The sequence below is a fragment of the Chitinophaga agrisoli genome, assembly GCF_008386695.1.
GTDB classification, from domain to species: Bacteria; Bacteroidota; Bacteroidia; order Chitinophagales; family Chitinophagaceae; genus Chitinophaga; species Chitinophaga agrisoli.
On sequence record NZ_VUOC01000004.1, the window covers coordinates 2,830,229 to 2,849,010 of the forward strand.

An 18,782-nucleotide genomic window follows, 5' to 3' on the forward strand; every position below is an offset into this window, starting at 1 on the left:
GTAGTACGAGGTGGCGACAAAGATATGCTACAGTCAGATAGCAATGCCTTTGCCCGTTACAAGCTGGCTAACACAGCCCAGCAGCACACCAACTTTATTACAGAACATACATTGCTGTTTGTGCTGCAGGGACATAAACGCCTGCATATTGATGAAAGTACCTACACCGCGGAAGCCGGCCACCTCATGCTCATGAAACGCGGCATTTATACCATGTCGGAATTCATTGAGGAAGGCCTTAATTATGAAGCCTTGTTATTATTCTTTAACGATGAATTTGTAAAGAAATTCCTGCACCACTACCAGCTTACCACTACACAGGCTGCTCCTGCGCCCTCACATCTGGTCATCCCCTCCAATGAGCTGCTGGACAATTTTAAGTCCCAATACATGAGCTATTTTGGGAAAACCATGGATAACCTGGAAATGATCCTGAAGCTTAAACTGCAGGAAGTATTGCTGCTGCTACTGGCAGGCCCGCAAAGGAAAAACATCCTGGAGTTCCTGCAGAGCATCACCTTTGGACAGCCACTGGATATAGACTATATAGTACGCAAACACCTCTTTCAGCCACTTACCCTGGAAGAGCTGGCCAAACTCTCCGGCCGGAGCCTGGCCTCCTTTAAACGCGATTTCCAGCAACGTTACCAGTCCGCGCCTAAAAAATGGATCAATGAGCAGCGGCTGGCCCACGCCCATATGCTGCTGCAGCATTCAGATAAACAGGTGTCAGAAGTAGCCATGGGCTGTGGTTTTGAGAATATTCCCCATTTTATCCGCATCTTTAAGCAGGAGTATGGCGTTACACCCAATCACGCCAGAGCCAAAAACGCAATTGTTTGAGCTTTTAACGTTACCACCAGGCCCCCCTTTCAAAATACCTTTACATTGAACATTTACAGGAATACAGCTGCCACGCGGTAGCAGGCAGTTTGTTGCTGTATCTCAAAACAAATTATTCCCATGAAAAAAGTATGCGCATTCGTGGCTGGCATTATGCTGGCCTGCAACGCCTTTGCCCAAAACGGCCTGGCCCACCCGGAAAGCCTCAATAGTGACGGGCATTTCCTGTACGCCACCAATATCGGAAAAGAAATGAACCCGGCGGATAAAGATGGCGACGGCTTTATCAGCAAACTCTCCCTCCAGGGCAAAATGATCACCCCCAGCATCACTACAGAAAAACTCAACGCGCCCAAAGGCACCGCCATTATTAATGGCGTGTTGTATGTAACAGATGTAGACCGCATTGTAGGTATTGCGCTCAGCACCGGCAAAAAAACAAAGGAGATCAGCCTCGCTGCCTTCAACACCAGCTTTGCCAATGATCTGGCGGTAAAGGATGATCACACGCTGTTCGTCTCCCTGTCAGACATAGGCAAGGTGCTGGAAGTAGATCTCAACAGTGCACAGATCCGGGAAGTAGCCGATCTGAAAGGCGCTAACGGTATCTGTTACGACAGATCTGATCAACACCTCTACACCTGCAACTTTCTTTTTGAGAACATACAGGGCGGTGAAATAGGTATGATCACCTGGCAGCAGGGCAAACCGGTATATGAGCGCATAGGCGATGTACACGGCGGCTTTGACGGACTGGAACTGATAAACAGTCATACCCTGCTGGTCTCTGACTGGGGCGCGCTGGACCATCCGGCCGGCTTCCTGGAGAAGATCGACCTCGATAACAAAACAGCCACCAAACTGGATCTGCCGGTAATAGGCGGCCCGGCAGATATTCACCTGGATGCTAAACAACAACGCATCTACATCCCCGTGATGCTGGAATCCAAAGTACAAACAGTTAAATTATAATCACCATGCTTACATCATTAGAACAGAACAAGGCCATCGTACGCCGCTTTAACGAAGCGTTTATTGCACAGGGAAACCAGCAGGCATTTGAAGAGATCGTGGCGGCAGATTTCATTAATCACACGGCCGCCAGCATAAACCTGCCCGGCGACCGCGAAGCGGTAAGTCATTTTATTGTGAATGTATTACGCCAGGCAGTAAAGGACATTACCGTAGAGATCTATGACCAGGTGGCAGAAGGCGATACCGTAGTGACCCGCAAGGCCATCCGCGGCATTCAGACCGGCGGATTTATGGGTATCCCTGGCAACGGGCAACCTTTCACGATGCACATCATCGACATTGTAAGGCTCCGGAACGGACAGTACACAGAGCATTGGTCTTTGCGCAGCATAGCGTAAGATAAATATATGCCGCCCTGCCAGCCGGGGCGGCATGTATATATGTTATCTTGCAAATAATGCCTACATTAATCCCATGAACCGCAAGCATTTCCTGTCCTCCCTGATAAGTACCGGTATAGGTATCCCTGCATTCAGCCGTTTTGCACAAGCGGCCAGCCGCTTCTCTGATAAACCCGTGCCTTCCGTTCCCCCCTATCTTAAACCGGGCGATACCATTGGCATCACCTGCCCCGCTGGTTACATCACCGCAGAAGAGATCCAGCCTGCCGTACGCATCCTGGAAAGCTGGGGTTTTAAGATCCGTACCGGCGCCACCGTAGGCAAACGCTCCTACACCTTTGGCGGCACAGATGCGGAGCGCCTGGCAGATCTGCAGGCCATGCTGGATGACAGCACTATACAAGCCATTATGTGCGGCCGTGGTGGTTATGGCTGCGCCAGGATAGTGGACCAGCTGGACTTTACAAAATTCCAGAACAAACCCAAATGGATAATAGGCTTTAGTGATATCACCGTACTGCATTGCCATATTAACCGCCACTACGGGATAGCCACACTGCACTCCAAAATGTGCAACAGCTTTCCGGATGATCTGAGCCTGGCAGAGCCCGAAGTAAAAAATACCATCCTTTCCATCCGCCAGGCCTTAACCGGACTGGAAATGCAATATACCGCCACGCCGGATACCAACAACCGTACAGGCGCTGCCAGCGGTATATTGGTAGGCGGCAATCTTTCCATGCTGCAAAGCGTAGCCGCTACAAACTCAGAGCTGGATACCATCGGTAAGATCTTATTCCTCGAAGACGCCGGCGAATACCTTTACAGCCTGGATCGTATGCTGGGCAACCTGCAACGTTCCCACAAGCTGGATAACCTGGCAGGCCTGATCTTAGGCGGTTTTAACCGCATCAAACCCGATGATCCGGGCGAAGAATTTGGCAAAACCCTGTACGATATGGTATTGGAAAAGATCCGGGGCCTCTCTTATCCCGTATGCTTTAATTTCCCGGTAGGTCATCAGAAAAATAACTATGCGCTTAAATGCGGCGTAATGCACCGCCTCAGCGTACAAAACGATAAAGTGGAGTTAACAGAACTGAGGTAACAAACATCAACTCATTACCAGCGCAACCACAAACAACGCAGCCAGCACATACATAACCGGGCTTATAACTCTATACTGCCCTGTCAACACTTTTAACAACACATAAGACAGCATACCAAACACGATCCCTTCTGCAATGCTGTAACTGTAAGGCATCATCACAATAGCCAGGAAAGCGGGAATGGCTTCCGTTACATCATTAAAATCAATTTTCGTTACAGCGCCCATCATCAGCATACCCACTATGATCAAAGCCGGCGCCGTAGCAGCCTGCGGTATCATGGCAAATACCGGCGCAAAGAATAGCGCCAGCAGGAACATCACAGCTACCGTAAGCGATGTTAAACCGGTGCGGCCACCGGCAGCTATACCGCTGGCGCTTTCCACATAAGCGGTTACTACACTGGTCCCTAACAGACCGGCAGCCGTAGTGCCCACCGCATCTGCCAGTAGCGCCTGTTTGGCGCGGGGTAAACGGCCCTGGCTATCCAGCAGGCCGGCTTTATTACACAGCCCAACCAGGGTGCCCACCGTATCAAACAGGTTCACCATCAGCAGCGTAAACAGGATCAGCACCATATCCATCGTAAATATCTTATCAAACTGCAGCTTAAAGGCAATAGGCGCCAGGGTGGGCGGCAGGCTTACCAGGCGTCCGCCCGCAGGCAGGTGCGTAAGCCCAAAAGGAATACCCGCTATAGTGGCGGCTAATATCCCTATCAACAGCGCGGCATTAACACGGCGGTACAGTAGCACGGCGCTTACGATCAGCCCCGTTAAGGCGATCAGCGGCCCTGCGCTGGTAATATTCCCCATCTTCAGCACCACGCCTTCCAGGTGGCCATTGCCGGCATGCCGCATCCCCGTTTCAATAATGCCGGCATTGGCCATCCCTATCAATGCGATCAGCAGCCCAATGCCCACAGATATGGCGTGTTTCAGATTTTCCGGTATACTGTTGATGATAGCCTCGCGGATCCGGAATAGCGACAACGCAATAAAAATGATCCCTACCAGGAACACGGCCGTAAGCGCAAACTGCCAGCTATAGCCCATGCCCGCTACGACCGTATAGGCAAAAAACGCATTTAGGCCCATACCTGGGGCTACGCCAATAGGCAACCGCGCATACAGCGCCATGACCAGGGTGCCAATGGCAGCAGCCAGCGCCGTAGCGGTAATAAGCGCCTGAAAATCCATACCGGTACTGGAAAGTATCCCCGGGTTAACGGCCAGTATATAGGCCATAGTCGAGAAAGTGGTAAGCCCCGCCAGTATTTCTTTCTTTACGGTGGTCTGGTGTTCGTGCAAACGGAAGAATGAAGACAGCATGTACAAAAATAGCGACTATTCACTTTTCATTGAATTGTTCTAATTTCATAAAATGACCGCAGGATGGAAAGTGATAAAAGATTGGCTGGCTGCCAAAGATCTGCAGCCTTTTGCCTTCCAGGAACAAGCCTGGGAAGCCTATCAGCAGGGAAGATCAGGATTGGTGAATGCCCCTACCGGTTACGGTAAAACCTTTTCCCTGTTCCTGGGCGTAGTGATTGACTGGATAGACCGTCACCCAAAAACATTCCGCCAGCAACAAAAGAATGGCGTACAGATGCTCTGGATCACACCCTTACGGGCGCTGGCCAAGGATATTGGCCGCGCCATGGAAGAAGTGTTGCAGGAGCTGGATATCCCCTGGCAGGTAGGTATCCGCAATGGCGATACCCCTACCGCTACACGCGCGCAGCAAAAGAAACAGATGCCGGAGGTGCTTATCATCACCCCGGAAAGTATCCATGTGCTCATGGCACAGAAAGAATACGCCCGCTTATTTACCACCCTCCACACCGTAGTAGTGGATGAATGGCATGAGCTGCTGGGCAGCAAAAGGGGCGTGCTGGTAGAACTGGGATTAAGCCGCCTCAAAGGCCTGGCCCGCAAAGCAGGCCGCCCTCCGCTGAAGATCTGGGGCATATCCGCCACCATTGGCAATTTAACTGAAGCAATGGATGTGCTGCTGGGCCGGCCAGACCCCGATGCGGTGATCATACGCGCGCAGCTTAAAAAAGAAATTGCCCTGGAAAGTGTGCTGCCGGATGAGATCGAAAAATATCCCTGGGCCGGCCACCTGGGCCTCCGTATGCTGCCCAAGGCCCTGCCCATTATACTGAAAAGCCGCACCACGCTGCTCTTTACCAATACCCGTTCCCAATCCGAAATATGGTACCAGGAAATACTGCGGCAATGCCCGGATCTGGCAGGCGCCATTGCCCTGCACCACGGGTCTATTGATATGGAGCTGCGCACCTGGGTCGAAGAGTCACTGCATAGTGGCGTACTCAAAGCCGTGGTATGTACGGCCAGCCTGGATCTGGGCGTAGACTTCCGCCCGGTGGATACCGTAATACAGGTAGGCAGCCCTAAAGGCGTGGCGCGTTTCCTCCAGAGGGCCGGCCGTAGCGGTCACCAGCCGGGCGCCATCAGCCGTATCTATTTTTTGCCCACCCATGCCCTCGAGCTGGTGGAGGCGGCTGCCCTTAAAGCTGCCATACAGGAAGAACTGGTAGAAAGCCGTATGCCCGTACTATTGGCTTATGATGTGCTCCTGCAATACCTGATGACCCTGGGCGTATCTGACGGTTTTAATGCGGATGAGATCTGGGAAGAGGTAACAGGCACCTTCTGTTACAGCGAGATCACCACCGAAGACTGGCAATGGATCCTTTCCTTCCTCACCACCGGCGGTGATGCCCTGCAAAGTTATGACGAGTTCCGCAAGCTGGAGCGCGAAGGCGATCGCTATATCTGCCGCAGCCGTATGATCGCCATGCGCCACCGCCTGCACATAGGCGTGATTGTAAGCGATGCTATGCTGAAAATAAGGTTCATGACCGGCGGCTATATTGGCATGATAGAAGAATGGTTCGTGGCGCGCCTGCAACCGGGCGACACTTTCAGCACTGCCGGTTACATACTGGAATTTGTGATGATCAAGGATATGACAGTACTGGTGCGTAAATCCAAAGCTAAACGGGGTATTGTGCCCAGTTGGGGCGGTGGGCGTATGCCCCTTTCTGCCAACCTTGGCCGCATATTGCGCCGCACATTTAATGAAGCGCTTTCCGGTACATCTACAGAGCCGGAGCTGATGATCCTTCAGCCCTTGTTCGACCTGCAGGAACAACTATCTCACATTCCTTCAGACAGGGAACTGCTGATAGAAAAGATCCAGACGGAAGACGGCTATCATCTCTTTGTATACCCGTTCGAAGGCCGCCTGGTGCATGAGGTAATGGCCGCGCTGCTGGCCTACCGCCTCAGCCAGCTGATCCCCATCACATTTTCCATCGCCATGACGGACTACGGTTTTGAGCTGCTCAGCGATCAACCCATCCCCCTGGACGAAGGCAATGTACACTACCTCTTCTCACCGGATAACCTCAGCACAGACTTGCCTTCCAGCGTAAACTCCACGGAGATGGCCCGCCGCAAATTCCGCGACATCGCGGTGATTGCCGGCCTGGTATTCCAGGGGTATCCTGGCAAACACAAAGCCAGCAGGCATTTGCAATCGTCTTCCTCCTTACTGTTTAATGTATTCAAAGACTATGATGCCCATAACCTGCTGCTGCGCCAGGCATTTAATGAAGCTTTCTTTTACCAGATGGAAGAAGCCCGTTTGCGCGAGGCCATGGAGCGCATCTATAACAGCCATATCGTGATCACAGAGCCTACACGGCTCACGCCCTTCTGTTTCCCCATTAAGGTAGACAGCCTGCGGGAACAGCTCACCAGCGAAAAGCTGGAAGACCGTATCAAGAGAATGATCAAATTTTAAAGGACATGTATAGCTGGGTCGCGTACTGCTTAAGCGATTTTCATGTACGATGGCCTGCTCACTATCAATTAGTAATTCGTAATTAGTAATTTGTAATTATATTGCCGTGGTGGAGGAAGTGGTATTTAATTTTCAAGAACAAACATGGCGTTTATCTGCAGGCAAAACCCTTTTCTGGGAAGAAGAAAAAGCGCTGATCTTATCTGACCTGCACCTGGGTAAATCCGCCCATTTCAGAAAAGCCGGCATTGCCGTGCCTGCAGGCATTATACAGGAAGACCTGTTCCGCTTACAACAGCTCATCACCTGGTATCATCCCGCAAAACTGATCATAGTAGGCGATCTGTTCCACAGCAGCGTCAATAACGATGTAATGTATTTCCGCCTCTGGCGCCAGCAATTCCCGAATATTCAATTCGAGCTGGTAAAAGGCAATCATGATATATTGGCCAGCGATCTGTATGACTCTTTACAGATCACTGTACACGACACGCTCACGCTGCGTAACATACATTTCATGCACGAGCCCTGCGACGCAGAGGAAAACGGCCCCTATGTTTTCTCCGGCCACCTGCATCCCGGCGTGGCTATTGCCGGCAGCGGGCGGCAGCATGTGCGGCTCCCCTGCTTCTACTTTGGCAAAAGCTGCGGCATACTGCCGGCCTTTGGGCGCTTCACCGGCCTGGCTATGTTAAAGCCGGAAGAAGATGGCAGCGTATTCGCCATTGCCAACCAGAGTATCTTTCAAATACAATGAACCGGAAACCGCGTCATGAAGATAGCTTTTGATCCTGTATACATACATCCTTTACCCGCCGGGCACCGCTTTCCCATGGAAAAGTATGAGCTCATACCCTTACAGCTGCTCCGCGAAGGCGTGATCACACCGGCACAGCTATTCGCCCCCACACCCCTGGAAGAAGCCATCATCCTCTATACCCACGATGTGGATTACTGGCACAAACTCAAACACCAAACCCTCAGCGACCGGGAACAACGCCGCATTGGCTTTACCCAATCTCCCGCCCTTACACTGCGTGAGATCACCATTTGTCAGGGTACCATTGATTGTGCGCTGCATGCCCTGCAGCATGGCGTAGCCCTCAATGTGGCTGGCGGCACACATCACGCTTACGCAGACCGTGGAGAAGGCTTTTGCCTGTTAAACGATTTTGCCGTGGCAGCCAACTACCTGTTACGGCAGCTACTGGTAAAACAGATCCTGATCATAGACCTGGATGTACACCAGGGAAACGGCACCGCAGCCCTGTTCCAGGGCAATGACCAGGTATTCACCTTCAGTATGCACGGCGCTAACAACTACCCTTTCCACAAGGAAACCTCCGATCTGGACATTCCCCTCACAGACGGCACTGACAACAGTACTTATCTTACACTACTGGAAGATACCCTCCCCACGCTCATTAACCGCGTACAACCAGACCTCGTCTTTTACCTTTCCGGCGTAGACATATTGGAAACAGATAAATTCGGCAAACTTAAACTAACACAGGCAGGCTGCCGTCAGCGCGATGAGATGGTATTCTCCCTGCTCCACCAGCACGGCATTCCTTGTGCCGTAGCCATGGGTGGCGGATACTCCGTGAACATAAAAGATATTGTAAATGCCCATTGCAATACGTTTAAGGCGGCAGCGGAGATTTTTAATTAAGGGAGAGTTGTATCGCAAAACATTAGCGGCTAACAAATAATCTTCTCTTGCAACAGCAACATGTGCAATAAATGCACATCATCACCACCACAAGAATTGAATAAAAAATCTATACCATCAATCTATACAAGGATCTCTACATGCTCCATATAGCACCAACACATACAAACACGTCCATCCCTCATATATATCGCACATAAAAGGGATCTACGAACAACGAGCAAACACCGCCATCCCTGATATGCATCGCATATACAAGTGATTTACAAACAACGAGCAAAAACGCCCGCCCCTTATATGCATCGCATATACATACGCGTACATGCCACAGCCTACAAAACAACCTACAGCAACAAATACATATTATAACTACACACGAGAACACCAAACCCTCTTCCCCATCCCCCCAACTCCCCCCAACAAAGAATGCCGCTCCGCTAGACAACGGACGGCATCATGGATCTGGTTTTAGAATAGTGGGGCTAACAACCTTGGGAATTGGAATTATTAATCAGCATTTTTAATATTAATCTTTGATCTTCTTCTTAAGCAAACTCACCTGGTCCTGCAAATGGCTCACCATATCCGCCAGATGATTCACGCTTAAACGGCTCTGTTGCCCGGTCTTGCTGATCACCGCATCTGATTGCCACAACTCCAGCACCTCTTCCATACCTACGGAATAAGGTTCAAACTGCGGATTATCAGATACCAGCGTTAGCTTACCCTTAGAACGGTTACTCTTCAGCAAACGTTTATACACAATACCTTCCCGGTTCGTAACAACAATATAGGTTTCATTGTTACGGATCTCTTCCCAACCATCCACCTTGTGACATACGATCACAGACCCGGACGGCGTAGGCAACATAGAATCCCCCGCTATTTCAAAAGCGCGGTAGCTACCTGCGCCCAGCATTGGCAAAGTGAACGTATTGAGCTCCTCTATGAACTCATCGTCATTATAACCTGCCAGGTAGCCAGCGGCCGCTTTTACCGGCACAAACTCTACCTGCTGCCGGTTATTGCCCAGCTTTTGCTGACGGCGCTTTTCCAGGAAGTTCTCTTTCTGGGAACCTAAGTCCCTCCGTAAGAGATCGTCAATGGACACCCGGAACATATCGCTGACCAATTCCAGTACTTCCGTGCGCGGCTCCGCGCGCTCCTCTTCATACGCTCCCAACAAGGAACGTTTGATACCTAATTTGTCAGCAAACTCCTGCTGGGTCCATCCCTTTTGTTTACGCAGGAACTTTAGATTTTGACATGCTATGGACATACCCCTAAAGAATTTAGTACATTACTAACAAATTTAGCAATTAATTTTTATAATTACCAAATATATTTCCCATTATATTTCTAATGGCGGCTTATTTTTGCCCCAGACAAAAATCCAACTTAAAAAAACTGAACGCATTATGCATAACACGCTGCTGATCATTCACTCCATACTTAGATGGGCTATCCTTTTAACCGGTATCTGGGCTTTTATCCGTGCATGTAAAGGCGTTAGTGGCAAAACACCTTTCACAGCCGCTGATAACAAAGCCAGCCTCTTTTTCTCCATCAGCATGGACGTACAGTTCCTGATAGGCCTGCTGATGTATTTCATCACCAGCCCCCTGATCAAATCCGCCCTGTCTGATATGGGAGCCGCTATGAAAGACAGCACATTGCGCTTCTTTGCGGTAGAACATACCACCATGGCCCTGCTGGCGCTTATACTGGTGCACATAGGCCGCTCCAAAGTAAAAAAAGCAGCAACCGATGCTAAAAAACATAAGACCGCGCTTATCTTCTACGGTATCGCTTTGCTCCTCATCCTCCTGCTCATCCCCTGGCCGTTCCGCACAGCACTGGGCAGAGGCTGGATCTAATCGCCGCCACCTTAGGTAAAAACTCGCTCAGATAAAAAATGTGCAAATGGATATACGCGTAAATACGTTATTCATTTGCACATTTACATTTTATACCATTTTGGCCCCGTAGGCACGGCTACTTTAAAACGGAAATAGTTCGACGATACTTCGATGATACTTCGACAATAGTTCGACGATAGTTCGATAATAGTCCAGCGATAGTTCGACAATACCCCTTCCGGCCGCCTCAACTGCCTCCGCTCTTATTCCCCCTTCCTTCTCCTGCATCCGATCCCCCTTCGCCAATCCCCGGTACCCTATCAACTTCCTTACACCGTATATACCATTCCTTTACTGCAACTGCTTGTCAACGTTACTGCAACTGCATCGCAACGTTACTCCCTACCACCAAATGCCCCCTACCCCTTATCCTCATTAGACAACCTGAACGAATAAATATAAGGCAAGGCCGCCAGTATAGCCCCAATAAAGATCAACAGGAACACCCCCGTGATCAGCGGCAGGAAAAAACCCGCCACGATCGTTATGATCCCCGTCCACAACCAAAGACTACCCGCCATACTATGCGTTTTCTTCCAGTTATCCACGCTCCTCAGTGTCCAGGGCGTTCGCACCCCTACAAAATGATTGGGCTGCAGCTTCCGCAGGTAAGCGCCCAGCAAGGCTATCAGCAAGCCCACCCCGGCAAACGTCCAGCGTTCCATAAAAAATGGCAGCCCTCGGCTTATCATAAATATCACGAGGCAGGCAAAGATCGCCAGGTAAATATGGATCATAAAACGGATCCGGTAATATTCCCGGCGGTGGGCCGCCGTAGCCGGCGGTAATACCGTTTCTTCCTCCTCCGTATTAGGCAGGTACCTGAACAAAAAGTACAACGCCAAATTGGTCAGGAACAGGAAGATCATCAGTAACAGGAAATCGCTTTTATTGCCCATCCGCTGCGGCTGCCCGTTCAGGTTAAAATTAGTAGGTATTACAGATGGCAGCCAATTCCATATAATAGCCAGATAAGCTATCGGAACCAGTAGTAACAGCAGCATCAGCAGTTCTTTAGGAAGATCCGGCTTTTGCATGAGAGTGGATTTAGGTGTCTATAATACTACATACAACCACCCTATTATGTTTAGTTAATAATTTACTAACAGAATTAGTATTACTAATTTTATTAGTACATTTGGATAGGGGGAATATGGCTTTCCACCATTAAGCACAGCACTATGCTCACATTACAACAACGGTCTATTGCGCACTTCGATCTGGATTGCTTCTTCGTATCCGTAGAGTGCCTGAAGGACAGCCGGCTAAAAGGCAAGCCCCTGCTGGTGGGCGGCCACAGTGACCGCGCCGTGGTAGCGGCCTGTAGTTATGAAGCAAGACGGTATGGCATCCACTCCGCCATGCCCATGAAAACCGCCCTGCGGTTGTGCCCCCATGCCGTTGTCCGCGGCGGCGACTATGACGCCTACAGCGAAAAATCGCGCGAAGTGACAGAGATCATTGCCGACAGCGCTCCCCTGTACGAAAAGTCCTCCATCGACGAGTTCTACCTAGACCTTACCGGTATGGATAAATACTTTGGCTCCCGCCAATGGACCACCGAGCTGCGCACCCGCATCATCAAACAGTCCGGCCTCCCTATCTCCCTGGGGCTCGCCTCTAATAAATTGGTATCCAAAGTGGCCACCAACGAGGCCAAACCCAACGGGCAGATGTCCGTAGCCTTTGGCGGGGAAAAAAGCTTCCTGGCGCCCATGCCCGTCGAAAAGCTGCCCATGGTAGGCAAGGAAACCGCCGCCCAGCTCCACCGCCGCGGCGTAGAAGATGTAAAGACCCTCAGCGAGATCCCCTTGAACCTCCTCGAAGCCTGGCTGGGCAAACACGGTATCTCCCTCTGGAATAAAGCCAACGGCATTGACGAATCGCCCGTGGTCCCCTATCATGAACAAAAATCCATTTCTACAGAAAGCACCTTCCCCGCAGATACCATCGATATGCGCTTCCTCCATGCAGAACTGGTGCGCATGACAGAAAAGATAGCCTTTGAGCTCCGCCAGCAGGACAAACTCACCGGCTGCGTGACCCTCAAGATCCGCTACTCAGATTTTGAGACCGTCACCAAACAGATGAGCATTGCCTACACCTGCAGCGATCATATACTGTTGGAAAAAGTAAAGGAGCTGTTCCAGCGCCTCTACGACCGCCGGCAGCTGGTCCGCCTTATCGGCATCCGCTTCAGCCACCTGGTACAGGGCAACTACCAGATCAGCCTCTTTGACGATACACAGGAGATGATCGCCTTATACCAGGCCATTGACCACATAAAGAACCGCTTTGGATGGCAAGCCCTGATGAAAGCCACCAATGTTTGATGTGCCAATGTGCTGATGTGCTAATCTGCTAATCTATCGCCACAAAGAACCATCTGCCAGGAAAATCAACACATGAAAACATCAGTATATCAACACATTCAAGCATCAACTCATCCAAACATCAACGCATTAACTCATCAGCACATCAGCACATTAGCACATTAGCACATCAACTCATGTATCTCAACTGCAAAACATACTTCAGCCTCCGCTACGGCACCATCACCACCCGGGAACTCGTGGATACCGCCCTGGAAATGGGCATCACCAGCCTGGCGCTCACCAATATCAACATGACGGCAGACGTTTGGACCTTTATCCAGCTCTGTCATGAAAAAGGTATCAAACCGATCATCGGGCTGGAATGCCGGAACGGTCACGCATTCAAATACATCCTGCTGGCACGTAACATGGAAGGCTGGTATGCCATCAACCACTTCCTTTCTAACCACCTGCAAACCGGAGAACCGTTCCCGGACCGCGCCCCTGCTTTACCCGGCATATTTGCCATTTATGCCTGGGGCAGCTGCCCGCTGCCACAACTGGCAGCACATGAGCTGGTAGGCGTACGCCCTCGCGAAGTCAATAAATTATTTCGCATAGATACCCTCGCTTATAAGGATAAACTGGTCATCCTGCACCCAGTTACCTTCCAGGATGCAAAGTATTATGAGCTGCACCAGGTGCTCCGCGCTGTAGATCAGAATATCCTCATCAGCCAGCTGCCACCGGCTACCACCGCCTGGAAGGATGAGAGCTGGCTCAGTCCCGGCGATCTGCTGCAGCACTACGAACAATACCCGCATATTGTACAGAACACGCTGCGGATCATGGAAACCTGCGAGCTGCGTTTCGATTTTAAAGCGCAGCGCAATAAAAAATACCTGCTGGGCAGCGCCGCGGCAGACCGCGAACGCCTGCGGGAACTGGCCTACCAGGGAATGGAATACCGCTATGGCCCCGATAATGCAGAAGCCAGGTACCGCATAGAGAAAGAGCTGAAGATCATAGAAGACCAGAACTTCAATGCCTACTTCCTCATTACGCACGATATCATCCGGTTTGCGCTGGATAGAGGCTTCTTCTACGTAGGCCGGGGCAGCGGCGCCAACTCTATCATCGCATACTGCCTGCGTATTACAGATGTAGATCCCATTGCGCTGAACCTCTATTTTGAGCGCTTCTTGAATCCTTACCGCAGCTCCCCGCCTGATTTTGACATCGATTTTTCCTGGCGTGACCGTGATGAGGTGATCCGCTATGTATTCGAAAAACATGGTACAGCGTATACCGCCCTATTAGGCACCGTAGCCACTTTCCAGGAAAACGCCATCGTACGGGAGCTGGGTAAGGTATACGGCCTGCCCAAGAAAGAGATAGACCGCATACTGGAAAACCCTTTTGACCTGAACCTCGAAAAAGAAGGCATACACCAGCGTATACTGGATTTTAGCAGGTTGATGACAGCAAACAATAAAGCCTTCCCCAATCACCTGAGCATACATGCCGGCGGTATCCTCATCAGTGAAGCGCCCATCCATCAATACTGCGCTACCCACCTGCCGCCAAAAGGTTTTTACACCGCCCAGCTGGATATGCACCAGGCAGAAGCCATAGGCCTGCATAAGTTCGATATCCTCAGCCAGCGCGGCCTGGGACACATCCGCGATTCCCTGGAGATCATCAGGGCCAACAAGGGCGTAAACATCGATATACACACAGTAAAAGCCTTTACAGAAGACAAACAGGTAAAACGCCAGCTTAAGACAGTGAACACCATCGGCTGCTTTTATATAGAATCCCCCGCTATGCGGCAGCTGCTCAAAAAACTGGAGTGTGATGATTACCTTACCCTGGTTGCCGCCAGTTCCATCATACGCCCCGGCGTAGCGCAATCCGGTATGATGCGGCAGTATGTGGAGCATTTCCGGAACCCCGGTAAGGTCACCTACCTGCACCCCATCATAGAAAAAGTGCTGGGTGAAACTTTTGGCGTGATGGTATACCAGGAGGATGTGATCAAGGTGATCCACGAGTATGCCGATATGGACCTCGCAGACGCTGATATCCTGCGCCGCAGCATGGCTGGTAAATACCGCGGCCCCGGCGCTTTCCTGCAACTGCAGGAACAATTCTTTGCCAACTGCGCCCGCCTCAACCGCCCGGAAGAAGTAACAAAAGAGTTATGGCGGCAGATAGCCAGCTTTACCAGCTTCTCTTTTTCCAAGGCCCATTCCGCCACCTATGCTGTGGAAAGCTACCAGAGCCTGTACCTCAAGACCTACTTCCCCGCAGAATTTATGGTAGCGGTCATCAATAATTTTGGAGGCTTCTATAACCGGGAGCTCTATTTCCGGGAACTGCAGCGGACCGGCGCTACCGTGCACCCGCCCTGTATCAATAACAGCCGTTATCCCACCACCATCCAGGGTAAGGATGTATATACAGGCTTCATTCATATAGAAGGACTGGAAGAAGCCTGGATCTGCCGCATGTTGGAAGAACGGGCTAAATATGGTCCCTACGCCAGCCTGGAGGATTTTACAACACGCATGCAGCCACCGCCGGAACAACTGGATCTCCTCATACGGATAGGTGCCTTCAACTTTACCGGTCATACCAAAAAGCAGCTGTTATGGAAAAGCAGTCCCCTGCTCCGGGGCAAAGATGCCCAGGCAGATCATGTACTGCCCCTCTTCCGCGAGCCGGTTACAGATCACCAGCTACCACACCTGGCCTACCATGCCCACGAAGACGCCTTCGACGAAATAGACCTCCTGGGTTTCCCCATAAATTCTCCCTTTGAGGTGCTGGAGCATGACCAGCGCCCTTATACCACGGTAAAAGAGCTGGAAAATAAGATAGGAGAAACCGTGCGCTGCCTGGGATACCTGGTGTGCACCAAATTTATCCGCACCGCACAGGGCGCGCCTATGTGTTTTGGCACTTTTTTAGACCGGGAAGGAGAGTTCCTGGATACCGTGCATTTCCCGGAAAGTTTCCGCTTATACCCCCTCCAGAAGAACGGCTTCTATGCCCTGGAAGGAAAAGTATCCGCAGAATACAGCGTTATTACATTGGATGTCAGCCACTTGCGGAAAATAGGGTATTTTGAAGATAAAACTTTCACACCCAGACAAAAAGCCGTATATTTGTGACAAATGTCGCAAGGTATGAAACCGCAAAAGAACAGCGAGTACCGCGTGCAGGAACATGCCCTGATGGTCGTTCAGGAGTCCGGCGGCGCGTCTTATGTAGTAGGTAGAGGCTACTTTGAGTTCATACAGCTTTCCAGGGATGGCATTATTAAAAAAGCGCTCATGAACCTCAGTCAGCAATTATCATTTTCACTTACAGAAATAGCACGGGTATTGCACGTCTCCGAAAGAACGCTGCAACGTTACGCAGACGATGAGAAACTCTCTGCGGATACCTCCGAAAGAGCCATATTATTGTCACAGCTCTACCAGCATGGCACGCTGGTGTTTGGGGATCTCGAGAATTTTAAGGAATGGATGCGCACGCCATTGCCTGCCTTTAACTATCAACCTCCTATTTCTTTATTAGATACCACCTTCGGTTTTCAACTGATCGAAGACGAACTTGGCAAAATAGCCCACGGCATTTTTGCATAACCCACTACCCTATTTGAATGGAAGTATACCGTATCAGCAAATGCATGTACATTACTGATCTCAATGGTGTTGGCGCCCGTTTATACGGCGGTCGCTGGAACAGCAAGGGGCATCCTGTAGTGTATACAGCCGGCAGCCGGGCCCTGTCCGCCCTGGAAGTGCTGGTGCATGTACCATTGAAAAACATCGTGCAGGACTTCTGCATTGCCACCATCATCATCCCGGACAAACTCCCGGTCAAGACCCTCCAGCGCAAGGATCTGCCCTCCGGCTGGCAATCCCTCGCTCCCTTCCCGGAGCTGCAAAAAGTAGGCGACGCCTGGCTGGAAGAAGGCAAATATCCGATCCTTAAGATCCCTTCCGTAGTAATACCAGAGGAGTTCAACTATCTTATTAACCCCCTGCACCCGGAAACAGAAGGGGTCTTAGTGGCCGATCAGCAACCCTTTGTTTTTGACCAGCGCCTGAAAGAATCAAAAACCTAATGTGCTGATGTGCTAATATGCTAATGTGCTAATGAATTTAAGCGAAGATTGTGTTTACACATTAAATCGCAGTTCAGTCATTAATACATTAGCGCATCAGCATACCAGCACATTAGCATATTAGCACATCAGCACATTATTATTCCAGGTTAAACAACCCTTTATTCAGCAGCTGTAAGGTCTTCTCCTTATATTGTCCGCCCACCAGTATGGAAATGTTATGCCGGCTGCCTCCATAGGAGATCATGCGTAAAGGCACATCATTCAGGGCTTCGAACAGTTTCTTGATGATAGAAGGCGTAGCCGCTACTTCATTACCTACAATGGAAACGATCGTTTGATGATGATCCAGCTCCACGGTGCCAAACGGCTGCAGCTCTTTCAATATCAGGTCAATGTTCTGCGTATTATCAATAGTGAGCGATACGGCCACTTCAGAAGTAGTGATCATATCAATAGGCGTGCGGTACTTTTCAAATATCTCAAATATCTTCCGCAGGAACCCATACGCCAGCAGCATACGGCTGGATTTGATCTTGATGGCAATGATACCGTCCTTCGCAGCAATCGCCTTTGCGCCATCGCCATTAGGCATTTCTGTGATGATCGTGCCTTTGGCCTCCGGCTGCATGGTGTTCAGCAGCTTCACCGGTATATTAAAATGCTGCGCCGGCCATATGGAAGCAGGGTGCAGGATCTTAGCGCCAAAATAGGCCAGCTCCGCAGCCTCATCAAAAGAAAGCTGCTCAATGGGGAAGGTCTTTTTCACAACCCGTGGGTCATTATTGTGCATCCCGTCAATATCCGTCCATATTTGTACCTCGTGGGCCTTGATGGCGGCGCCTATCAGCGATGCAGAGTAATCGCTGCCACCGCGTTTCAGGTTGTCCACCTCGCCTTTGGCATTACGGCATATATATCCCTGGGTGATAAAGATGTACTGGTCCTTATGCTTTTCCAACATATTACCCAGCCTTATCTTGATCTTCGGTATTTCCGGCTCTTCAAATTCATCTATGCTCATAAACTCCAGGGCAGGTACCAGCACAGCAGGTACGCCGGCTTCCTCCAGGTGTACCGCAAACAAACGGGTACTCAGCAGCTCACCCTGCGCCAGGATATCCTTATTCAACGCTTCGTTAAAAGATATCTTGAGGATGATGTTAAGGAATTCGAAATGCTCATCTACTATAGCTTTAGCTTTGGCGCGCGTTCCCTCCTGCTTCACCAGCTCTTCGCAAAAGGTACGGTAATGGCTCTCCAGCTTGTCTATCTGCTGTTTAGCCTGTGCCTTGTTCCCATCCGCCAGAGATTGTCCTATTTCTACCAATGCATTGGTAGTACCAGACAAGGCAGATAACACCACAATCTTGGGATCGTTGTCTGCCGTTATCAGCTTAGCTACGGCATGCATACGTTCCGGTTTACCTACTGAGGTGCCGCCAAATTTTAAAACTTTCATTATTTGGTTAAGTGTTTTATATGTTAATCGAAAGCTGTTAGTGATTAGTCATCAGCTGCCAGCCCTTATTTTAGTAACTATCAAAAGCCTCCACCAGAATCCCAAAGCTCCACC

General features: G+C 50.3%; 16 protein-coding genes. 12 read left to right on the plus strand and 4 right to left on the minus strand.

The features are described 5' to 3' along the window. Positions 1-24 precede the first annotated feature (24 nt). From F0L74_RS30280 to F0L74_RS30295, 4 genes are all read left to right on the plus strand, one after another. A complete protein-coding gene (locus F0L74_RS30280) occupies positions 25-843 on the plus strand; it encodes an AraC family transcriptional regulator (protein WP_188316229.1) in 819 nt (272 codons plus the stop codon). A gap of 120 nt (positions 844-963) precedes the next feature. Continuing rightward, on the plus strand, positions 964-1,815 hold the full coding sequence (locus tag F0L74_RS30285) for an NHL repeat-containing protein (RefSeq protein ID WP_149841621.1): 852 nt from the start codon (positions 964-966) through the stop codon (positions 1,813-1,815). A gap of 5 nt (positions 1,816-1,820) precedes the next feature. Then, on the plus strand, positions 1,821-2,216 hold the full coding sequence (locus F0L74_RS30290) for an ester cyclase (RefSeq protein ID WP_149841622.1): 396 nt from the start codon (positions 1,821-1,823) through the stop codon (positions 2,214-2,216). Between the two features lie 76 nt (positions 2,217-2,292). Beyond that, a complete protein-coding gene (locus tag F0L74_RS30295; protein WP_149841623.1) occupies positions 2,293-3,327 on the plus strand; it encodes a S66 peptidase family protein in 1,035 nt (344 codons plus the stop codon). Between the two features lie 6 nt (positions 3,328-3,333). On the opposite strand, the gene F0L74_RS30300 is transcribed toward F0L74_RS30295, so the two are convergent. After that, positions 3,334-4,659: an NCS2 family permease gene (locus F0L74_RS30300; protein ID WP_149841624.1), complete on the minus strand. Its 1,326-nt coding sequence runs from the start codon at positions 4,657-4,659 to the stop codon at positions 3,334-3,336. 52 nt (positions 4,660-4,711) lie between these two features. Between F0L74_RS30300 and F0L74_RS30305 the strand changes: the two genes are divergently transcribed. The 3 genes from F0L74_RS30305 to F0L74_RS30315 all read left to right on the plus strand — a co-directional run bounded on the left by F0L74_RS30305 (position 4,712) and on the right by F0L74_RS30315 (position 8,834). Further along, the gene (locus F0L74_RS30305) at positions 4,712-7,162 is read left to right on the plus strand and encodes a ligase-associated DNA damage response DEXH box helicase (protein WP_149841625.1); all 2,451 of its coding nucleotides are present in this window, start codon (positions 4,712-4,714) and stop codon (positions 7,160-7,162) included. Positions 7,163-7,268: 106 nt separating this feature from the next. Further along, positions 7,269-7,919 (plus strand): ligase-associated DNA damage response endonuclease PdeM, encoded by a 651-nt coding sequence (gene pdeM, locus F0L74_RS30310; RefSeq protein WP_149841626.1) that lies wholly within the window; start codon positions 7,269-7,271, stop codon positions 7,917-7,919. A gap of 15 nt (positions 7,920-7,934) precedes the next feature. Beyond that, a complete protein-coding gene (locus F0L74_RS30315; RefSeq protein WP_149841627.1) occupies positions 7,935-8,834 on the plus strand; it encodes a histone deacetylase family protein in 900 nt (299 codons plus the stop codon). 526 nt (positions 8,835-9,360) lie between these two features. On the opposite strand, the gene F0L74_RS30320 is transcribed toward F0L74_RS30315, so the two are convergent. Next, on the minus strand, positions 9,361-10,113 hold the full coding sequence (locus F0L74_RS30320; RefSeq protein ID WP_149841628.1) for an XRE family transcriptional regulator: 753 nt from the start codon (positions 10,111-10,113) through the stop codon (positions 9,361-9,363). Between the two features lie 139 nt (positions 10,114-10,252). Between F0L74_RS30320 and F0L74_RS30325 the strand changes: the two genes are divergently transcribed. Further along, complete coding sequence (locus F0L74_RS30325) at positions 10,253-10,711, plus strand: hypothetical protein (protein ID WP_149841629.1); 459 nt, start codon at positions 10,253-10,255, stop codon at positions 10,709-10,711. Positions 10,712-11,112: 401 nt separating this feature from the next. Here F0L74_RS30325 and F0L74_RS30330 read toward each other — a convergent pair whose 3' ends face one another. After that, entirely contained in the window at positions 11,113-11,790 is a 678-nt protein-coding gene (locus tag F0L74_RS30330; protein WP_149841630.1) for an SdpI family protein, read from the minus strand. A gap of 144 nt (positions 11,791-11,934) precedes the next feature. Here F0L74_RS30330 and dinB point away from each other — a divergent pair, with 144 nt between their 5' ends. From dinB to F0L74_RS30350, 4 genes are all read left to right on the plus strand, one after another. Next, on the plus strand, positions 11,935-13,086 hold the full coding sequence (gene dinB, locus F0L74_RS30335) for a DNA polymerase IV (protein WP_149841631.1): 1,152 nt from the start codon (positions 11,935-11,937) through the stop codon (positions 13,084-13,086). A 176-nt stretch (positions 13,087-13,262) separates the two neighbouring features. Beyond that, positions 13,263-16,244, plus strand: coding sequence for a DNA polymerase III subunit alpha (locus F0L74_RS30340; RefSeq protein ID WP_149841632.1), 2,982 nt, complete (start codon positions 13,263-13,265; stop codon positions 16,242-16,244). Positions 16,245-16,259: 15 nt separating this feature from the next. After that, on the plus strand, positions 16,260-16,721 hold the full coding sequence (locus tag F0L74_RS30345; RefSeq protein ID WP_188316230.1) for an Xre family toxin-antitoxin system antitoxin: 462 nt from the start codon (positions 16,260-16,262) through the stop codon (positions 16,719-16,721). Between the two features lie 17 nt (positions 16,722-16,738). Continuing rightward, positions 16,739-17,206: an RES family NAD+ phosphorylase gene (locus F0L74_RS30350; RefSeq protein ID WP_149841634.1), complete on the plus strand. Its 468-nt coding sequence runs from the start codon at positions 16,739-16,741 to the stop codon at positions 17,204-17,206. 139 nt (positions 17,207-17,345) lie between these two features. Here F0L74_RS30350 and F0L74_RS30355 read toward each other — a convergent pair whose 3' ends face one another. Next, positions 17,346-18,668 (minus strand): aspartate kinase, encoded by a 1,323-nt coding sequence (locus F0L74_RS30355; protein ID WP_149841635.1) that lies wholly within the window; start codon positions 18,666-18,668, stop codon positions 17,346-17,348. Positions 18,669-18,782: the final 114 nt, after the last annotated feature.